This window comes from Nocardioides sp. Soil796 (assembly GCF_001429525.1).
GTDB lineage: Bacteria > Actinomycetota > Actinomycetes > Propionibacteriales > Nocardioidaceae > Nocardioides.
Map to the genome: position 1 here is coordinate 141527 of NZ_LMSQ01000002.1, position 19211 is coordinate 160737.

At 68.3% G+C, this 19211-nt stretch carries 18 protein-coding genes; 9 read left to right on the forward strand and 9 right to left on the reverse strand.

Annotation, left to right across the window (positions count from 1 at the left end; genetic code table 11):
- Positions 1-88 precede the first annotated feature (88 nt).
- From ASH02_RS01325 to dnaA, 8 genes are all read right to left on the reverse strand, one after another.
- Complete coding sequence (locus ASH02_RS01325; RefSeq protein ID WP_056684212.1) at positions 89-601, reverse strand: DUF3566 domain-containing protein; 513 nt, start codon at positions 599-601, stop codon at positions 89-91.
- A complete protein-coding gene (gene gyrA, locus ASH02_RS01330) occupies positions 601-3282 on the reverse strand; it encodes a DNA gyrase subunit A (RefSeq protein ID WP_057294142.1) in 2682 nt (893 codons plus the stop codon). The genes ASH02_RS01325 and gyrA overlap by 1 nt, the downstream gene beginning before the upstream one ends.
- Before the next feature lie 57 nt (positions 3283-3339).
- The gene (gene gyrB / locus ASH02_RS01335) at positions 3340-5487 is read right to left on the reverse strand and encodes a DNA topoisomerase (ATP-hydrolyzing) subunit B (RefSeq protein ID WP_082599584.1); all 2148 of its coding nucleotides are present in this window, start codon (positions 5485-5487) and stop codon (positions 3340-3342) included.
- Positions 5488-5836: 349 nt separating this feature from the next.
- Positions 5837-6463, reverse strand: coding sequence for a DUF721 domain-containing protein (locus ASH02_RS01340; protein ID WP_235538937.1), 627 nt, complete (start codon positions 6461-6463; stop codon positions 5837-5839).
- Entirely contained in the window at positions 6453-7712 is a 1260-nt protein-coding gene (gene recF, locus ASH02_RS01345; RefSeq protein WP_082620764.1) for a DNA replication/repair protein RecF, read from the reverse strand. The genes ASH02_RS01340 and recF overlap by 11 nt, the downstream gene beginning before the upstream one ends.
- A gap of 6 nt (positions 7713-7718) precedes the next feature.
- Positions 7719-8693: a phosphogluconate dehydrogenase (NAD(+)-dependent, decarboxylating) gene (gnd, locus tag ASH02_RS01350; protein ID WP_082599582.1), complete on the reverse strand. Its 975-nt coding sequence runs from the start codon at positions 8691-8693 to the stop codon at positions 7719-7721.
- Between the two features lie 62 nt (positions 8694-8755).
- The gene (dnaN, locus tag ASH02_RS01355; protein WP_056684206.1) at positions 8756-9901 is read right to left on the reverse strand and encodes a DNA polymerase III subunit beta; all 1146 of its coding nucleotides are present in this window, start codon (positions 9899-9901) and stop codon (positions 8756-8758) included.
- A gap of 357 nt (positions 9902-10258) precedes the next feature.
- Positions 10259-11725, reverse strand: coding sequence for a chromosomal replication initiator protein DnaA (gene dnaA / locus ASH02_RS01360; protein ID WP_056891719.1), 1467 nt, complete (start codon positions 11723-11725; stop codon positions 10259-10261).
- A gap of 589 nt (positions 11726-12314) precedes the next feature.
- On the opposite strand from dnaA, the gene rpmH reads away from it, so the two are divergent.
- From rpmH to ASH02_RS01395, 8 genes are all read left to right on the forward strand, one after another.
- Positions 12315-12452, forward strand: a complete 138-nt coding sequence (rpmH, locus tag ASH02_RS01365; RefSeq protein WP_056684200.1) for a 50S ribosomal protein L34 — start codon at positions 12315-12317, stop codon at positions 12450-12452.
- Positions 12453-12476: 24 nt separating this feature from the next.
- Entirely contained in the window at positions 12477-12815 is a 339-nt protein-coding gene (rnpA, locus tag ASH02_RS01370) for a ribonuclease P protein component (protein WP_056684197.1), read from the forward strand.
- Positions 12812-13060, forward strand: coding sequence for a membrane protein insertion efficiency factor YidD (gene yidD / locus ASH02_RS25435; protein WP_082563911.1), 249 nt, complete (start codon positions 12812-12814; stop codon positions 13058-13060). The genes rnpA and yidD overlap by 4 nt, the downstream gene beginning before the upstream one ends.
- A 33-nt stretch (positions 13061-13093) precedes the next feature.
- Entirely contained in the window at positions 13094-14041 is a 948-nt protein-coding gene (gene yidC, locus ASH02_RS01375; protein WP_056685222.1) for a membrane protein insertase YidC, read from the forward strand.
- A gap of 8 nt (positions 14042-14049) precedes the next feature.
- Positions 14050-14568, forward strand: a complete 519-nt coding sequence (locus tag ASH02_RS01380) for a Jag family protein (protein WP_414858579.1) — start codon at positions 14050-14052, stop codon at positions 14566-14568.
- 70 nt (positions 14569-14638) lie between these two features.
- Positions 14639-15310, forward strand: a complete 672-nt coding sequence (gene rsmG, locus ASH02_RS01385) for a 16S rRNA (guanine(527)-N(7))-methyltransferase RsmG (RefSeq protein ID WP_057294143.1) — start codon at positions 14639-14641, stop codon at positions 15308-15310.
- 116 nt (positions 15311-15426) lie between these two features.
- A complete protein-coding gene (locus ASH02_RS01390) occupies positions 15427-16407 on the forward strand; it encodes a ParA family protein (protein ID WP_200959031.1) in 981 nt (326 codons plus the stop codon).
- Positions 16404-17468, forward strand: coding sequence for a ParB/RepB/Spo0J family partition protein (locus tag ASH02_RS01395; RefSeq protein WP_057294144.1), 1065 nt, complete (start codon positions 16404-16406; stop codon positions 17466-17468). Before ASH02_RS01390 ends, ASH02_RS01395 begins: the two co-directional genes overlap by 4 nt.
- 205 nt (positions 17469-17673) lie before the next feature.
- On the opposite strand, the gene ASH02_RS01400 is transcribed toward ASH02_RS01395, so the two are convergent.
- Positions 17674-18444 carry a lysophospholipid acyltransferase family protein gene (locus ASH02_RS01400; RefSeq protein WP_057294145.1) on the reverse strand — a complete coding sequence of 257 codons (771 nt, stop codon included), beginning with the start codon at positions 18442-18444 and terminating at the stop codon, positions 17674-17676.
- A gap of 46 nt (positions 18445-18490) precedes the next feature.
- Here ASH02_RS01400 and ASH02_RS01405 point away from each other — a divergent pair, with 46 nt between their 5' ends.
- The gene (locus ASH02_RS01405) at positions 18491-19210 is read left to right on the forward strand and encodes a GNAT family N-acetyltransferase (protein WP_235530145.1); all 720 of its coding nucleotides are present in this window, start codon (positions 18491-18493) and stop codon (positions 19208-19210) included.
- Position 19211 lies beyond the last annotated feature (1 nt).

The window sequence follows — 19211 nt, forward strand, 5'->3', positions numbered from 1 at the left end:
GGGCGATCCTGGTCTCGATACGGTCGCTGCGCGACCTACTCGACCACCGAACAAAAGCGCCGTCCGACTCGATCACCGGAGCGGCAGTTCAGCGCTCGTCCTCGGCGAGGGTCAGTTCGACCCCGCCGAGCAGGGCCGCGGCCATGTTGTAGAGGAACGCACCGAGGGTCGCCATCGCGGTGAGGAGTACGACGTCGATCACCGCGACCAGCATCGTGAAGCCGAGGACCCGCGACATGCCGAGGTAGTCCTGGACGTCGAAGCTCGTGCTGTCTTCGCCGATGACTGTCTCGACCATCTGGTTGACCGAGTCCCAGATGCCCGCCATGCCCAGCACACCCCACACGATCGTCACCGCGACAATAGTGACGATGCCGAACGCGACCGAGAGCAGGAAGGCCGTCTTCATCACCGACCAGGGGTCGATGCGGGTGAGCCGCAGGCGCGCCCGACGCGGACGGCGACCGCCCGACGTCTTGGCCGCGCGCTCGGCTGCCTTGGGCGACTCAGGGTTCGCGCTGGCCCGCATCTCGTCGGCCGCCGAAGAGATGGCGGTGCTGATGCGGGCGCCCAAGGTGGCCGGTTTCTGGCTCTCGGCCATCAGTCATCACTCTCCTCGGAGGCGGGGTCTGCCTCGGCGGGGTCGGTGTCCGTGGGGGTTTCCACGGAAGCGTCGGCCTCGATTGTTGCACCCTCGACCACGGAATCCGACTCGTCGGCGAGCTCCTCCTCCTCGCGAGCCTCGACCGAGCGGGCCACCACGGCCACCTCGTCGCCCTTCTTCGGGGTGACGAACTTGACCCCCATCGTCGAGCGTCCGGTCGACCGGAAGTTCTCGTTGATCGGGCTGCGGACGACCTGACCGGAGTTCGTGATCGAGAGGACCTCGTCGCCCTCCTCCACGATGAACGCGCCGACCAGGCCGCCGCGGTCCTCGTTGGCCAGTGACATCGCCTTGATGCCGATGCCGCCACGGGACTGCAGGCGGTACTCGGTGATGCGGGTGCGCTTGGCGAACCCGGCGGCGGTGATGGTGAAGACGTACTGCGGGTGGACGCCGAAGTAGGCGCCCGGTGCGGCGGCCTCGGCCTCGGACTCCGCCTCGACCTGCGCGGCGCGGATCACCGACATCGAGAGCACGGAGTCGCCGTCACGGAACTTCATGCCCGAGACGCCGGAGGTCGCGCGACCCATCGGCCGCAGCTGCGAGTCGTCGGCCGGGAAGCGGATCGCCTGGCCCTTGCGGGAGACCAGCAGGATGTGGTCCTCGCTGTTGACCAGCTCGGCGCCGATCAGCTCGTCGTCGTCCTCGCGGAAGTTGATCGCGATGACGCCGGCCTGGCGTGGGCTGTTGTAGTCGCCCAGGCGGGTCTTCTTGACCAGGCCGTTGCGGGTCGCCAGCACGAGGTACGGCGCCTGCTCGTAGTCACGGATCGCCAGCACCTGCGCGATCGACTCGTCGGGCTGGAAGCTGAGCAGCCCGGCCACGTGACCGCCCTTGGCGTCACGCGACGCCTCGGGCAGGTTGTAGGCCTTGGTGCGGTAGACCCGACCGGCCGTCGTGAAGAACAGCAGCCAGTGGTGGTTGGTGGTCGAGATGAAGTGGTCGACCACGTCGTCGCCGCGCAGGGTCGCGCCACGCACGCCCTTGCCGCCGCGCTTCTGCGTGCGGTACTGGTGGCGCAGGGTGCGCTTCGCGTAGCCGCCACGGGTGATCGAGACGACCAGCTCCTCATCGGGGATGAGGTCCTCCATCGACAGGTCACCGTCCGCCGCGATGATCTGCGAGCGACGCGCGGTGCCGTACTTCTCGACGATCTCGGCGAGCTCCTCGGAGATGATCCGGCGCTGCCGGGCCTCGTCGGCGAGGATGTCCTCGAGGTCGGCGATCTCGAGCTCGAGCTCGGCCAACCGGTCGAGGATCTTCTGGCGCTCGAGAGCGGCCAGACGACGCAGCTGCATGTCGAGGATGGCCTGCGCCTGGATCTCGTCGATCTCGAGCAGCGCGATCAGCCCGGCGCGAGCCTCGTCGACGTCGGGGGAGCGGCGGATCAGCGCGATGACCTCGTCGAGGGCGTCGAGCGCCTTGCCGAGACCGCGGTAGATGTGGGCGGCCTCTTCGGCCTTGCGCAGGCGGTACTTGGTGCGCCGCTGGATGACCTCGACCTGGTGGGTGACCCAGTTGCTGATGAACTGGTCGATGCTCAGGGTGCGCGGCACACCGTCGACCAGGGCCAGCATGTTGGCGCTGAAGTTGGTCTGCAGCTCGGTGTGCTTGAGCAGGTTGTTGAGCACGACGCGGGCCACCGCGTCGCGACGGAGCACGACGACGAGGCTCTGGCCGGTGCGCGAGGACGTGTCGTCGCGTACGTCGGAGATGCCCTGGACCTTGCCGGAGTCGGCCAGCTCGGCGATCTTCAGCGCCAGGTTGTCCGGGTTGACCATGTAGGGGAGTTCCTTGATCACCAGGCAGGTGCGACCCTTGGCGTCCTCGTCGATCTCGATGACCGCGCGCTGGGTGACCGAGCCGCGACCGGTGCGGTAGGCCTGCTCGATGCCCTGGCGTCCGACGATCAGCGCGCCGTTGGGGAAGTCGGGGCCCTTGATGCGCTCGAGGAGGGCCTCCTGGAGCTCCTCACGCGTGGCGTCGGGGTGCTCGAGCGCCCACGTCGCGCCGTCGGCCACCTCGACCAGGTTGTGCGGCGGGATGCTGGTGGCCATGCCGACCGCGATGCCGGCCGAGCCGTTGACCAGCAGGTTGGGGAACCGGCTGGGCAGGATGGTCGGCTCGGAGGAGCGGCCGTCGTAGTTCGGCTGGAAGTCGACGGTCTCCTCGTCGATGTCGCGGACCATCTCCATGGCCAGCGGCGCCATCTTGCACTCGGTGTAACGCATGGCGGCCGCGGGGTCGTTGCCCGGCGAACCGAAGTTGCCCTGGCCGAGGATCAGCGGCGCCCGCATCACCCACGGCTGCGCGAGACGCACCAAGGTGTCGTAGATCGCGGTGTCGCCGTGCGGGTGGTACTGACCCATGACGTCGCCGACGACGCGCGAGCACTTGCTAAAGCCCCGGTCGGGACGGTAGCCGCCGTCGTACATCGCATAGAGCACGCGACGGTGCACCGGCTTGAGACCGTCGCGTACGTCGGGCAGGGCTCGCCCGACGATGACCGCCATCGCGTAGTCGATGTAGGAGCGCTGCATGGAGGTCTGCAGCTCGATCGGCTGGATGCGACCGTTGTCGTTGCCGCCGCCGTGGGTGCCCGTGGGTGTCTCGGTCATGACTGTCTCTTGTCTCTCTCGTCGCTTCTACCCGAATCTAGGAACTGTGTTAGAGATCTAGATATCGAGGAATCGGACGTCTTTGGCGTTGCGCTGGATGAACGACCGACGTTGTTCGACGTCCTCGCCCATCAGGATCGAGAAGATCTCGTCGGCCTGCGCAGCGTCGTCGAGCGTGACCTGCAGCATCAGGCGCTGGTCGGGGTTCATCGTGGTCTCCCACAGCTCGTCGGCATTCATCTCACCGAGACCCTTGTAGCGCTGGACCGGGTTCTCCTTGGGCAGCTTCTTGCCAGCCGCGAGACCGTCCTTCATCAACGCGTCGCGCTCGGAGTCGGAGTAGACGAACTCGTGCTCGGCCGGCTTGTTCCACCGCAGCCGGTAGAGCGGCGGCTGGGCCATGTAGACGTAGCCGTGCTCGATCAGCGGCTTCATGAACCGGAACAGCAGGGTCAGCAGCAGGGTGTTGATGTGGTGGCCGTCGACATCGGCGTCGGCCATCAGCACGACCTTGTGGTAGCGCAGCTTGTCGAGGTTGAACTCCTCCTGGAGGATGCCCGTGCCGAGTGCCGAGATGATCGCCTGGACTTCCTGGTTGGCCAGCACCTTGTCGATGCGGGCCTTCTCGACGTTGAGGATCTTTCCGCGGATCGGCAGGATCGCCTGGATGCGCGGGTCGCGGCCCTGCTTGGCCGAACCGCCGGCCGAGTCACCCTCGACGATGAAGACCTCGCACTCGGCGGGGTTGGTCGACTGGCAGTCGGCGAGCTTGCCGGGGAGTCCACCGCCACCGAGCAGGCCCTTGCGGCCTCGGGCCAGGTCGCGCGCCTTGCGGGCCGCGATGCGTGCCGATGCCGCGGCCTGCGACTTGCGGACGATGTCGCGCCCCTCGGCCGGGTTCTGCTCGAGCCAGGCACCGAGCTCTTCGTTGACGGTGCGCTGAACGAAGCCCTTGGCCTCGGTGTTGCCGAGCTTGGTCTTGGTCTGGCCCTCGAACTGCGGCTCGCCCATCTTGATCGAGATGATCGCGGTCAGGCCCTCGCGGATGTCGTCACCCGAGACCCGGTCCTCGCGCTTCTTGATCAGGCCCCACTCCTCGCCCCAGTGGTTGACCAGGCTGGTCAGTGCCGAGCGGAAGCCCTCTTCGTGGGTGCCGCCCTCGTGGGTGTTGATCGCGTTGGCGAAGGTGTGCACCGACTCGGTGTAGGAGGTGTTCCACTGCATCGCCATCTCGAGCGACATGTGGTTCGTGGCGTTCTCCGGGCTCTCGGCCTCGAACGCGATGATCGTGGGGTTCGCCTTGTCCTTGCGACGGTTGAGGTGCTCGACGTAGTCGACGAGGCCGCGGTCGTACTTGAAGACCTGCTCGATGCCGCCGCCCTCGTGGCGCTTGATCGCGTCGGCGCCGGCCTGGTCGATGTCGTTGCTGATCGTGTCGTCGGCAACCGCGTCGGCGACGTCGTCGGCTGAGGGACGCTCGTCGCGGATCACGATCTCGAGGCCCTTGTTGAGGAAGGCCATCTCGCGGATGCGGTGGGTGATCGTCTCGAGGGAGTACTGCGTGGTCTCGAAGATCTCCTCGGAGGCGTAGTAGGTCACCGTGGTGCCGGTGCCCTCGCCCTCCTCGAGCTTGCGGACCTCGAACAGGTCGGCGTCGGGGACACCGAGCTGGAAGCTCTGCTCCCACAGGCTGCCGCGGTTCTTGACGTGGAGCACGAGGCGGGTCGACAGCGCGTTGACCACAGAGACGCCGACGCCGTGCAGGCCACCGGACACCTTGTAGCCGCCGCCGCCGAACTTGCCGCCCGCGTGGAGCATGGTCAACGCCATCGTGGCGGCCGGCAGCTCCTGGCCGGGCGCGGTGTCGGTGGGGATGCCGCGGCCGTCGTCCTCGACGCGGACGCCGCCGTCGGCCTGCAGCGTGAGCACGATGCGGGTGCAGTAGCCGGCCAGGGACTCGTCGACCGCGTTGTCCACGATCTCCCAGATCAGGTGGTGCAGGCCGCGTTCACCGGTCGAGCCGATGTACATGCCCGGGCGCTTGCGCACCGCCTCGAGGCCTTCGAGCACGGTGATCGCCGAGGCGTCGTACGTCGTGCCCTCGTCGGGTGCCGTGTTGACTGCGTCGTGGGAAACGGTGCGGGCCCCCGAGTCCGGCGGGATGGTTGCCTCAGTGGTCTCGACGACCTCGTCGTTGTCCGGCACGCGTACCTCTTCTGTTCGTCCTCGACATGCAGAAGGTCGCTGCTTCTGTGAGCGTGCGACCCAACCGTCATATTACCCGCCGGAAGCCGGGAATCCACGGCGTGACCCCTGGAATCGGGGGATCTGTGGATGAAATTGCCCATTTCCCGGCTCTGCAGGGCGGCGCGGACGCGTTGGCAGGGGGTCGGCTGGGTCCCCATACGTACGGCGACCCCGCAGATCGGCATTTCGGCGCGGGCGGCAGCGCTCGACGTACGCGCTTCGACTCGTGCGCCCTTGTTGACACTTTGCACCCGGCGGGCGGGGTGCAAAGTGTCGTGGACAGCGCGTTACTCGGGGGAGAGGACGGTCAGCCGTAGGTGTCGCGGGGGCCGCGGCCGTCGCGGACCCCGAGCCGGCCCTTCTTCCACGACGGGAGGTTGGGTCCCTCGACCTCGATCAGGGTCACCGCCCCGTGCCCGAGGTCCTCGTTGAGCCGCCGGACCAGGGTCGGTGCCAGCAGGCGCAGCTGGGTGGCCCAGGCCGTCGAGTCGGTGCGCACCGTGAGGCGGCCGTCGGCGTACGTCGTGGGCGTGCAGTGCTGCGCGACCTCGTCGCCGACGATGCTGTCCCACCGACCGAAGACGCCGTGCACCTTGAGGTCGAGCGCCCACCCATGGTCGGAGACCAGGCGGCCGAGCGTGGTGTCGAGGGTCTGCGGGTCACGCTCGTCGGGGAAGGCGCCCGACGACTTCGGGCGACGACCGCGGGGCATGCCCTCGGGCAGGTCACGGCGACGGCGCTTCTTCCGGGCCGGGCTCAGCGCCGAACCGGCCACCGACTTGGCGATCGACCTGGCCAGGTCGAGCCCGGTGTCGTCGTGGTCGGGGCTGACCCAGAACGTCGAGTCCGGGGTGGGCTCGTCCGGGGTCTCGACGGAGTCGGCCATCGGATCGGCCGCCTCGTCGACCGGGCCGTCCTCCGGTTCAGGTTTCACGGGAAACACTGTCCTCCACGGCCGCACCGTCTGCCACTGGACCGTCTTCCTGACCCGCACCTGCCTGGCCGGTGTCGCCCGCGCGCTCCGCGCTGACCGCCCCCTCGCGGGTGACCGTGCCGTCGGCCACGACGTACCGCACCCCGGCCAGCGCGGCCGGCACGTCCTCCGGAACAGCGGCGGTGACCAGGACCTGCTCGGCCCCGGCGACCAGCTCGGCCAGCTGCCGGCGGCGTTGCACGTCGAGCTCGGCGAACACGTCGTCGAGGATCAGGATCGGGTCGTCGCCGTCACTGCGCAGCAGGTCGTACGACGCCAGCTTGAGTGCCAGCGCGAACGACCATGACTCGCCGTGTGACGCGTAGCCCTTGACCGGCAACCGCGCTTCGGTGCTGCCGAGGGTGAGCAGCAGCTCGTCGCGGTGCGGCCCGACCAGGGAGATGCCGCGGTCGAGCTCGTCCTTGCGGCGCACCTCGATCTCGGCGAGCAGTGCCCCCTCGATCGACGACTGCTCGACCAGCACGCCCTCGAGGTCGAGCGAGGGCTTGTAGGTCAGGTCGGCGTCGTCGCGCGAGGCGCCGCGGGCGACGGTCTCGTAGGCCTTGCCGACGTAGGGACGCAGTGCCTCCACCAGCCGGATCCGCGCGACGAGAAGCTCGGCACCGAGTCGGGCGAGGTGCTCGTCCCACACGACCAGAGTCGCCAGGGCGCCCTCCTGCGAGCTCGAGCCGCGGCGCGCGTTGCCGGCGGTCTTGAGCAGCGAGTTGCGCTGCTTGAGCACCCGGTCGTAGTCGGATCGCATGCCGGCCAGCCGCGGCGTGCGCAGGATCAGCAGGTCGTCGAGGAAGCGGCGGCGGTCGGACGGGTCGCCCTTGACCAGGGTGAGGTCCTCGGGGGAGAAGACCACCGTGCGGACCAGGCCGAGGATCTCCCTGGCCCTGGGCAGGGGAGAGCGGTTGATGCGGGCGCGGTTGGCCTTGCCGGGGTTGAGCTCCACCTCGAGCACGGCGGTGCGACCGTCACGCACCACGGCCGCGCGGACGATCGCGCGCTCGGCGCCCGAGCGGATCATCGGCGCCTCGCTCGACACCCGGTGCGACGACAACCGCGAGAGGTAGTCGATCGCCTCGACCAGGTTCGTCTTGCCCTGCCCGTTGCGGCCGATGAACGCGCAGACCCCCGGCTCGAGGGGTACGTCGATGGCGGCGTACGAGCGGAAGTCCTGCAGGGTGAGGTGGGCGACGTGCAAGTGGTGCTAGCTCTCCGACGGGGGCGACTGGTCGCCCGAGCCCGCCTTCTCTGCGGCGCCGGTCTGGTCGGGGGCGCCGCCGCCTGCCGCGTCGCCGCCCTTGGGGGCGTCGGTCTTCATGGCGTGTCCACCGAACTGGTTGCGCATGGCGGCGACGGCCTTCATCGCGGGGGAATCGTCCTGGCGCGAGATGAAGCGGGCGTAGAGCGCGGCGGTGATGGCGGGGGTGGCGACCGCGTTCTCGATGCCGGCCTCGACGGTCCAGCGGCCCTCGCCGGAGTCCTCGGCGTAGCCGGCAATGCCCTCGAGTCCGGGGGCGTCGTCGAGTGCGGCGACGAGCAGGTCGAGCAGCCAGGAACGGATCACCGTTCCCTCTCGCCAGGAGCGGAACACCTCGGTCACGTTGTCGACCGACTCGACCTTCTCGAGAAGCTCCCAGCCCTCGGCGTACGCCTGCATGATGGCGTACTCGATGCCGTTGTGGACCATCTTGGAGAAGTGGCCGGCGCCGACCTTGCCCGCGTGGACCGAACCGAACTCGCCCTCGGGACGGAGCGCGTCGAAGGCCGGCTGGACCTTCTCGACGTCGGCCGCGTCGCCGCCGTACATCAGGGCGTAGCCGTTCTCGAGACCCCAGACGCCGCCGGAGACACCGCAGTCGACGTACCCGATCTTCTTGGCGGCGAGGAGCTCGGCGTGGGCGATGTCGTCGGTCCATCGGGAGTTGCCGCCGTCGACCACGACGTCGCCCTCACCGAGCAGCTCGCCCAGCGCGGTGACCGTCTCGCGGGTCGGGTCGCCCGCGGGCACCATCACCCAGACCACCTTGGGGGAGGGCAGCTTCTCGACCAGTTCCTCGAGCGAGGCGACGTCGCTGACGTCGGGATTGCGGTCGAAGCCGACGACGGTGTGGCCGGCGCGGCGCAACCGCTCACGCATGTTGCCGCCCATCTTGCCGAGCCCGATGAGTCCGATTTCCATGCCTTCTCCTCAGTGGTGGTGGGAGGTGTGCGTTGTCGGGAAGCGGTGCCGGACCCGCGGGGTCAGGAGAGCAGGCGGCGCGGCATCAGCAGGTAGCGGAAGCCGCTGCCCTTGCCGTCGACGCCGTCGCCGGAGGTGCCGCTCATCACGACGGGCTTGGACGCCTGGGTGAAGGCGAGCTCGACGACCGGCTCCTCGATGGCGGTCAGGCCGTCGAGCAGGAACTGCGGGTTGAACCCGGTGGTGATGTCTTCACCCTCGATCGTCGCCTCGATCGACTCGCTCGCCTGCGCCTCGTCGCCGGAGCCGGCGTCGAGGGTCAGCACGCCGTCGCTGAACGCCAGCTGGACGGCGGTGTTGCGCTCGGCCACCAGGGCGACGCGCTTGACCGACTCGATCAGCGCGGCCTTGTCGACCTTCGCGACGGTGAGGTGCTCGTTGGGGAACAGGCTGCGGACCTTCGGGAACTCGCCGTCCAGCAACCGGGTCGTCGTACGACGCACACCGCCGGGGGCCGCACCCTCGAAACCGATGATGCCGTCGCCGGAGCCGCTGGCGGCCAGGGCGATGCTGACCTCGCTGCCCGACGTCAGGGACTTGGCGGTGTCGGCGAGGACCTTGGCCGGCACCAGGGCGGCCACGCTCTCGTCGGGAGTGCGCGGCGACCAGCCCAGCTCGCGGTGGGAGAGCCGGAACCGGTCGGTGGCCAGCAGTGAGATGGCCGAGCCGTCGATCTCGATGCGGACACCGGTCAGCACCGGGAGCATGTCGTCGCGACCGGCCGCGGTGACGGCCTGGGCCACGGCGTGGGCGAACACGTCGCTCTGCACGGTGCCGGTGGCGGCGGGCATGTCGGGCAGCGACGGGTAGTCGTCGACCGGCATGGTCTGGAGGCTGAACCGCGCCGAGCCACAGGTCAGCGAGACCCGGGAACCGTCGATGGTCATCTCGACCGGCTTGTTCGGCAGGCTGCGGCAGATGTCGGCGAGGAGCCGGCCGCTGACCAGGGCCGTGCCCTCGTCGGCGACGTCGGCAGCGAGGGTGGCGCGGGCCGAGGTCTCGTAGTCGAACGTGGAGAGGACCAGGCCCTCGTCGCCCGCCTCGATGAGCAGACCGGCCAGGACAGGGACGCTGGGCCGGACCGGAAGGCTGCGGGCAGCCCAGGCCACGGCATCGGCGAGAGCATCACGCTCGACGCGGAACTTCACGGTTCTTCTGCCTCCGGATGGGTGTCGTCACAAGTCTGGACTGTGCATCCTGCCATGACGGTGGGTGTGTGGTCATCGGCCGGTGTAGTTCTCCCCAGAAGCCCGCTCGCTTGAAGTTCACGGGCATTGGGAGTCCAGATAGGTCTCATCGTTGTCGTAGGTTCGGTGGAAATTGTGCATAACTGTCATCGTGGCTGGTCAGAGGCGGTTTTGGAGTGCACAGTCCCTGTGGGCCAAATCGTGACGAACGGCTGGGCCGTGTGCATTCGGGCCGGGTGGAATGACAACTTGCAGTGCGAGTCCACAACTCACTCATTTGTGTTTCGTGGTGATCGGGCCCGGTTGTCCACAACGTCGTCAGGTCTGGCGGGCCTGCATCTTGATCCGGTTGGTGAGCTCGCTGACCTGGTTGAAGACCGACCGGCGCTCGGCGAGCAGGGTCTTCATCTTGCGGTCGGCGTACATCACGGTGGTGTGGTCGCGGTTGCCGAACTGGGCGCCGATCTTGGGCAGCGAGAGGTCGGTCAGCTCGCGGCAGAGGTACATCGCGATCTGGCGACCGGTGACCAGGTGCCGGCTGCGGCTCGGGCCGGTGAGGTCCTCGATGGAGACCCCGAAGTACGCCGCGGTCTGCGCGATGATCGCCGCCGCGGTGATCTCGGGCTCCCCGCCCTCGGGGATGAGGTCCTTGAGCACGATCTCGGCCAGGGTCAGGTCGACCTCCTGGCGGTTCAGGCTGGCGAAGGCGGTGACCCGGATCAGCGCGCCCTCGAGCTCGCGGATGTTGGTCTGGATCTTGCTGGCGATGAACTCGAGCACCTCGGGTGGCGCGGTCATCCGCTCGATCGCGGCCTTCTTGCGCAGGATCGCGATGCGGGTCTCGAGGTCGGGCGGCTGCACGTCGGTGATCAGGCCCCACTCGAACCGGCTGCGCAGCCGGTCCTCGAGTGCCTCGAGCCGCTTGGGCGCCCGGTCGGAGGTGAGCACGATCTGCTTGTTGGCGTTGTGCAGCGCGTTGAAGGTGTGGAAGAACTCCTCCTGCGTCTGCGTCTTGCCCTCGAGGAACTGGATGTCGTCGATGAGGAGTACGTCGACCTCGCGGTAGCGCCGCTGGAACGTCTCGGGGCGCTTGTCCTTGATGGCGTTGATGAACTCGTTGGTGAACTCTTCGGACGAGACGTAGCGCACCTTGGCGCCGCGGTAGAGCGAGCGCACGTAGTGGCCGATGGCGTGCAGCAGGTGGGTCTTGCCGAGCCCGGAGTCGCCGTAGACCAGGAGCGGGTTGTACGCCTTGCCCGGGGCCTCGGCCACGGCCACCGCTGCGGCGTGTGGGAAGCGGTTCGAGGAACCGATGACGAACGTCTCGAAGGTGTACTTCGGGTTGAGCCGGGTCTCGAGCACACTCCCCTGGACATTTGTCGACATGTCGACAAGTCCACTTGTCTGCATGTCGTCGATCGCGTGGTCGGCGCGGCCGCCGCCCTGGTGGTGCAGGTCGTCGCGGGTGTCCGGGACCGGCGGCGGTGTCACGGCCTGGTCGTCGAACGTCGCTTCGTCGAGCTGCGGGTCGACAGTCACCGCAATGCGGACCCGGTGGCCCAGTGCTTCGGTGAGCGAGTCCTCGAGGCGGGTGCGGAGCCGGCCCTCGAGCTGACCCCTGGTGAAGTCGTTGGGCACGGCGATGATGGCGGTGTGCTCGTGCAGGGTGACCGGTTCGCTCGAGCGCAGCCACGCGCGCTGGTTCGGCTGCAGGTCGTCGACGAGGGTGCGCCAGACCTCGTGGAGCGTGGGCTGCCCGGGAGTTGCGCCGTCGCTGTTGTCCACCTGTGGATCCCCCAACTTGTTGCTTGCGGGGCGGCCGGAGCCGCCGATTGCCTCACATCGTCCTGCTGCACCGTTCCTCGGCGAGGTCGGCGGAAATCTTTCCACAACTTTGTCCACAGGCTGTGAACGCCGGGTGTTCCTTGTGGAGAACCCGGCCCCATTCCGCTCCGGAGCAATCGATCGTGGTGCGTTTTCCCAGTTCAGAGGCCCTTTTCGGGACAATGTGACGGGGATCACGGACGCATGCCCGTTGATCCGGAATCGGGGTCGTGGGGAACCTCGGTAGAGGCGAACGTAACAAGCGGAAGGCCCCCGGATCAACCCGTCATCCACAGGCTGGTGGATGGTGAGTTTGACCCTCTCTTCGCGCAACGCGTACCGTTACTTGGTCACCCCGGTGTCGACCGGTGCCGCATGTCCACGACTGCCCTGCCTGCAGGGCCTTGCGTGGGTGGGCGGTGCCAGCCGAATAGCTGCCCGTCGCGTTGGGCACCGTGTGAACAACAGCGGAATGGCCACAACGCCAGTCCAGAACGATCAGATCAGAACGTCAGTCCTGAACACCCATCCTCCAGGGGAGATAAAGCTCGTGAGCAAGCGTACCTACCAGCCGAACAACCGCCGCCGTCACAAGGTGCACGGTTTCCGTCTGCGCATGCGCACCCGCGCCGGCCGGGCCATCCTGTCCACGCGCCGTCGCAAGGGTCGCAGCAAGCTCGCTGTCTGAGCCCGCTGCTGAATCTGCGCGGCCGTGCTGCCCCGGGAGCACCGCCTCACCACCGGCGCTGACTTCCGTTCCGCATCTCGCAACGGCCGCCGTGCCGGTTCGCGGACGCTCGTCGTACACCTCTGGGTGGACGACGCGACCGACGCACCGGTCCGTGTCGGGTTCGTGGTGAGCAAGGCAGTCGGGAATGCGGTCATCCGCAATCGCGTGAAGCGTCGACTTCGACACCTCGTCCGGGAGCAACTTTCGTCGCTCCCGGACTTCGGCGTGCTCGTGGTCCGTGCGCTGCCCGCCTCGGCCGAGGCGTCGTACGCCGACCTGGCCGACGACCTCGCCCGAACCCTCGGCCGGGTGAGCGCGTGAAGTACCCCCTGATCTGGTTCCTCAAGGCCTATCGCCTGTTGATCAGCCCGCTCTACGGGCAGGTCTGCCGCTATCACCCCTCGTGCTCGGCGTACGCGCTCGAAGCGGTCACCCGTCACGGCAGCATTCGCGGAAGCTGGCTGGCTGTGCGCCGTCTGGCACGCTGTCACCCGTGGGCCGCCGGCGGATACGACCCCGTGCCACCCAATCGTCCTGCCCCACCCGCCCCTCTCCAAGGAGCCTGAGTGTCCTTCCTCGGCGACATCGGCCACTTCATCATGGTCCCGCTGTACTACGTGATCTCCGTCGTGCTGGTGGGCTTCCACAAGCTGTTCAGCACGTTCATGGACCCGGCTGGCGGTGCCGCGTGGGCGTTGTCGATCGTCGGGCTGACGCTCGTGATCCGTGCCGCCCTGATCCCGCTGTTCGTGAAGCAGATCAAGTCTTCACGCAACATGCAGCTGCTGCAGCCCAAGGTCAAGGAGCTGCAGAAGAAGTACGGCCACGACCGGGAGCGGCTCGCCCAGGAGACGATGGCGCTCTACAAGGAGGCCGGGACCAACCCGTTCGCCTCCTGCCTGCCGATCCTGCTGCAGATGCCGATCTTCCTGGCCCTCTTCCGCCTGCTCGACCAGGCGGCGAAGAAGGGCAAGGCGCACGGCGTCCTGGACGAGACCGCCGCGCGTCAGTTCGGCGACTCGAAGCTCTTCGGCGTCGACCTCGCCGGCACATTCCTCAAGGCTGACGGCGACCACCGCCTGCAGGTCATGGCGCTGGTCTTCGTGCTGGCCATGCTGGTCACCACGTTCACCACGCAGCGTCAGCTGATGACCAAGAACATGCCGGCCTCGGCGATGACCGGCCCCTACGCCCAGCAGCAGAAGATGCTGCTCTACGTGCTCCCGGTGGTCTTCGCCGTCGGTGGCGTCGCGTTCCCGATCGGTGTCCTCATCTACTGGACCGTCTCGAACCTGTGGACCATGGGTCAGCAGTTCTACGTGATCCGCAACAACCCCGTGCCCGGCACGCCCGCGGCCGCCGCCAAGGCGGAGCGCGACAAGGCGCACGCCGCCCGCAAGGGCCTGAAGACCGACGCCGAGGTGTCCACCGACACCCTCACCGAGGCCGTCGAGGAGCCGAAGGTCGCACCCCGCGTGCAGCCGAAGAAGCAGCCTCGCAGCCAGCGGACGAACAAGAAGAAGAGTCCGCCGAAGAAGCGTCCCTGACCTACCCATTGCACCAAGGAGTTCCACACGTGAGTGAAGAAGTGACCGAGGACGCCACGCGTCCCTCCCGCATCCAGCGTCTCGAGCAGGAGGGCGACATCGCCGCCGACTACCTCGAGGAACTGCTCGACATCGCCGATCTCGACGGTGACCTGGACATGGACGTCGAGGGTGACCGCGCCGCCGTGTCCATCGTCGGCGCCGACCTCTCGCAGCTCGTCGGCTCCAACGGCGAGGTCCTCGAGGCCCTCCAGGAGCTGACCCGCCTTGCCGTCTACCGCGAGACCGGCGACCGGTCCCGCCTGATGCTCGACATCGGCGGCTACCGGGCCGACCAGAAGACGAGCCTGGTGAAGCTGGCCGAGGAGACCATCGCGCAGGTCAAGGAGACCGGTGAGCCGGTGTCCCTCGACCCGATGTCCCCCTTCGAGCGCAAGGTGGTCCACGACGCCGTGGCAGCCGGCGGCCTGCAGTCGGAGTCCGAGGGCGCCGAGCCGCGTCGCTTCGTCGTGGTGCTTCCGGCGTGACGGTCTCCTGATCGTGGTTTCACGTGAAACATCCTCCGCGCCCCCGGAGACTCCGGAGGCGGCGCGGAGGGTGTTCGCATCTTCGCGACTCCCCCTCATCGAGGCGTACGCCGCCTCCCTTGCCGACGCCGGCGTGGTCCGTGGGCTGATCGGCCCCCGTGAGGCGCCCCGCCTGTGGGAGCGCCATCTGTTGAACTGTGCCGTCCTCGGTGACGCGATACCCGAGAACATGAGCGTCTGCGACATCGGCAGCGGGGCCGGCCTCCCGGGGCTCGTGCTGGCGATCGCGCGGCCTGACCTCCAGATCACGCTCGTAGAGCCACTGTTGCGTCGCACGACCTATGTGAATGAGGTCGTCGAAGCCTTGGCGCTCGAGAACGTCGAGGTGGTCCGCGGCCGTGCGGACGCCCTGCACGGCCGTCGCACCTTCGACGTCGTCACTTCCCGCGCGGTGGCACCGCTGGGTCGGCTGCTGGAGTGGTCGATGCCGCTGGTCTCCGCCGAGGGAGCCCTCGTGGCGATGAAGGGATCGTCGGTCGAGGACGAGATCGTCGAGGCCGCTCCCGTGCTGGCGAAGCTGGGCTGCACTCCCCCGGAGACAGTCGTGCTGGGCGAAGGCTTGGTCGATCCGCTCACGTATGCCGTGAGAGTGGCATGGGCAGGCCTCCCGACGGTACGTTTGGACGCTCCGGCAGGTGGTGGCTCGAAGCGTTCCCGCCGGCAGGCCCGGCGAGGCTCATGAGCGGCCATTTCGAGTCACCTGCAGCACCCGATCAAGAGTTATCCACCGGGGAAAACACCTCTGCTGAGCGTGGTTCTCCACAGAGTCAGGTCCATTCTCCACAGGAAGAGGATTCCGTGGTTTCACGTGAAACATCGGCCTCCAGCCCCGGATTCGTGGTCCGAACGGCCGCGGAGGTCGCGGATTCGGAGCCCACCTTCCAGAGCGAGAGCACGCCGCTGGCGCGAGCCGCCGAGCACTCCATCCTGGCTCGACGCTCGGCCTTCGGTCGCCCGTCGGTCGGTCGCCCGGCCCAGACCCGGGTGATGGTCGTGGCCAACCAGAAGGGCGGCGTGGGCAAGACCACCTCGACCGTGAACCTGGCCGCCGCGCTCGTCCAGCTCGGCCAGCGTGTGCTCGTCATCGACCTCGACCCGCAGGGCAACGCGTCGACCGCACTGTCGGTCGAGCACCACCGCGGCGTGCCCTCGACGTACGACATGCTCGTCGAGGGCTCCCCCCTCGCAGAGGTCGCCAGCCAGAGCCCCGAGTTCGAGAACCTCTCGGTGGTCCCCGCGACCATCGACCTGGCCGGCGCGGAGATCGAGCTGGTCTCCGTGGTGGCGCGCGAGAGCCGCCTCCAGAAGGCGATCGACGCGCACCCCCTCGTCGGCACCGAGGCGGAGGCCGGCGAGGAGCGCTTCGACTACGTGCTCATCGACTGCCCGCCGTCCTTGGGCCTGCTCACCCTCAACGCGCTCGTGGCCGGCGCGGAGATGCTGATCCCGATCCAGGCGGAGTACTACGCGCTCGAGGGGCTCGGACAGCTGCTCGAGACCGTCGACATGGTGAAGAAGCACCTCAACAACCGCCTCGACGTCACCACGATCCTGATCACCATGTACGACGCCCGCACGCGCCTGGCCGCAGGTGTGGCCGACGAGGTACGAGAACACTTCGGCGACACGGTGCTCAAGACCTCGATCCCTCGTTCCGTCCGGGTCTCGGAGGCCCCTTCCTACGGTCAGACCGTGATGACCTACGATCCGGGATCACCGGGGGCACTCAGCTACCTGGAAGCGGCGCGCGAGATGGCGACCAAGGGAGCGAAGGCATGAACCAGAAGCAGACCCAGCGACGTGGCCTCGGACGTGGCCTCGGTGCGCTGATCCCGACCGCTCCCGCGGAGCCCCAGGACGCACCGTCAACAGACGGCACGCCGGATCACGCGTCGACCCCTACTTACTACGCCGTCGGCGCCATGTCGTCGGCAGCCACGCCGCAGGACGGTGCGGGCGCCGCAGCAGTCGACGCCGGCGACACTCCCTCAGTGGAGGCTCCCCTGGTCGCGGGGGCCTACTTCGCCGAGCTCCCGCTCAAGTCGATCACCCCGAACGCCCGTCAGCCGCGCCAGGTCTTCGAGGAGGAGGCGATGGCGGAGCTGGTCCACTCGATCCGCGAGGTCGGCCTGCTCCAGCCGATCGTCGTACGTCGCCTCGACGAGGACGCCGCCGACGGTGAGCCGGCGTACGAGCTGATCATGGGTGAGCGCCGGTGGCGGGCCTCGCAGGAGGCCGGCCAGGAGTTCATCCCGGCGATCGTGCGTCAGACCGGCGACAACGACATGCTGCGCGACGCGCTGCTGGAGAACCTGCACCGTTCGCAGCTGAACCCGCTCGAGGAGGCGGCCGCGTACTCGCAGATGCTCGAGGACTTCGGCTGCACGCACGAGGACCTCGCCGGCCGGATCGGTCGCTCGCGACCGCAGATCTCCAACACGTTGCGGCTGCTCAAGCTCTCTCCCGCTGTGCAGCGCCGAGTCGCTGCCGGGGTCCTCTCTGCGGGCCACGCTCGCTCACTCCTCGCGGTCGAGGACGGCGACATCCAGGACCGGCTCGCCCAGCGCGTGGTGGCCGAGGGGATCAGCGTGCGGGGCCTCGAGGAGATCGTCTCCGTGGGCGACCATGGCGGCAAGGGCACCCGTTCGGCGCGCAACAAGCCGACGGCACCCGGCCTCGCCGATCTCGCCGAGCGGCTCTCCGACCGCTTCGAGACCCGGGTCAAGGTCGACCTGGGACGCAGCAAGGGCAAGATCACCGTCGAGTTCGCCTCGATGGAGGACCTGCGCCGCATCGTCGATGTCATGGACCCCCGCAACCGCCAGGACCGCCCGATCTGAGTTCTGTGAACGCCCGGCCCCGGCGATCAGCCGGGGTCGGGCGTTCTGGTCTCGTCACAAGTCACGATATCGATATGTGGTTTTGTCGACAAAACCACATATCGCTTGTTTCACGGGGAACATCCCACGGAAAGCATGCGCTCCCCACGGCAGACCTCACGTGGGAAGTACAGGTTTCCCCGGCGCGCCGGGAAAACCTGCAGCATCACTTCTTGGCGGCCCGCTTGGCGGCTCGACGGGCGGCCCGCTCGCGCTTCTCGTTGGCGTCGAGCACCTCGGCCTCCTCGAGCGTGGGGGCCGAGCCGCCGTACGACTTGGGCAGCCACCAGGAGCCTTCGGGCTGCTCGGCGGCGGGGTAGGCCCGGATCGTCTCGTCGAGCAACTTCTGCAGGGCCGCCTTCAGCTCGGCGGCCTCGGCGACCGGGTCCTCGCCGGTCGGGTGCAACGGCTCACCCACGGCCAGCGCGATGGTCTTGCCGCGGGAGAAGTCCTTGGGGTGGTCCTTGGTGATGATCCGGTGCGTGCCCCACATGATCACCGGGAGGAGGGGTACGCCGGCCTCGGCGGCGATGCGGACGGCGCCGCTCTTGATCTCCTTGATCTGGAACGACCGGGAGATGGTGGCCTCGGGGAAGATGCCGACGGCCTCTCCCTCACGCAGGTAGCGGACCGCTTCGTGGAACGAGTCGAGGCCGTCGGCCCGGTCAACGCGGATGTGGTGCATGGAGCGCATCACCGGCCCGGCGATCTTGTGGTCGAAGATCTCGCGCTTTGCCATGAACCGGACCTTGCGGCCGGACGGGTTTGCGGCGAGGCCGCCGAACACGAAGTCGGCGTACCCGATGTGGTTGCAGGCCAGGAGCACGCCGCCCTCGCGGGGCACGTGCTCGGTGCCGGTCATCGTGAACCTGAGGCCGAGGGCTCGGAACAGGCCCTTGGCGGTGGTGATGATCGACGGGTACGTGAAGTCGCGCAACGGATGCTCCTCGGCGGGTGATGGTGACCACTAGCATGAGGGATGCATGGCGGTCGCGCACAGGCAGGGAGCCCTGACACCGTGGCGCGACCCCGGAGAGCCGGTGATGTCACGCAAGACGGTGCCCCTGACGCTGGACAACCTCGACGGGTTGCCCCAGCCCTGCCAGCACTGCCTGTTCTGGCAGCTCGACCCGGTACGCCGTGACCGGCTCGACGCCGAGGAGTCGGCCTGCGAGAAGGAGGCCTGGATCTCCGAGGTTCTCCGGGAGTGGGGCTCGTGCGGGCGGGTGGCCATGGTCGACGACGAGGCCGTGGGCTACCTGATCTACGCACCGACCGCCTGGGTGCCGGGTGTCTCGGCCTTCCCGACGGCGCCGGTCTCACCCGATGCGCTGGTCCTGACCACGGTGTACGTCGACCCGGCGTGGACCGGGCACGGCATCGGACGGTTGCTGATCCAGGGCCTGGCCAAGGACCTGATCAAGCGCGGGGAGGTGCGTGCCGTGGAGGCGTTCGGCTCGACGCGTGAGCAGGGCCTGGGGCACTGCGTCGTACCGGCGGGGTTCCTCACCCGGGTGGGCTTCAAGACGCAACGGGCGCACCCCACCCACCCGCGGCTGCGGATGGAGCTCCGGTCGGTGCTCACCTGGAAGGACGAGGTGGAGCAGGCGGTGGAGCGCCTGCTGGGTGTGGTGCGCCCGAAACGACCAGCGCCGAAGACCGCCCCTGGGGGGCTGCCTCCGGCGCGTGGGGGACTGAGCTGAG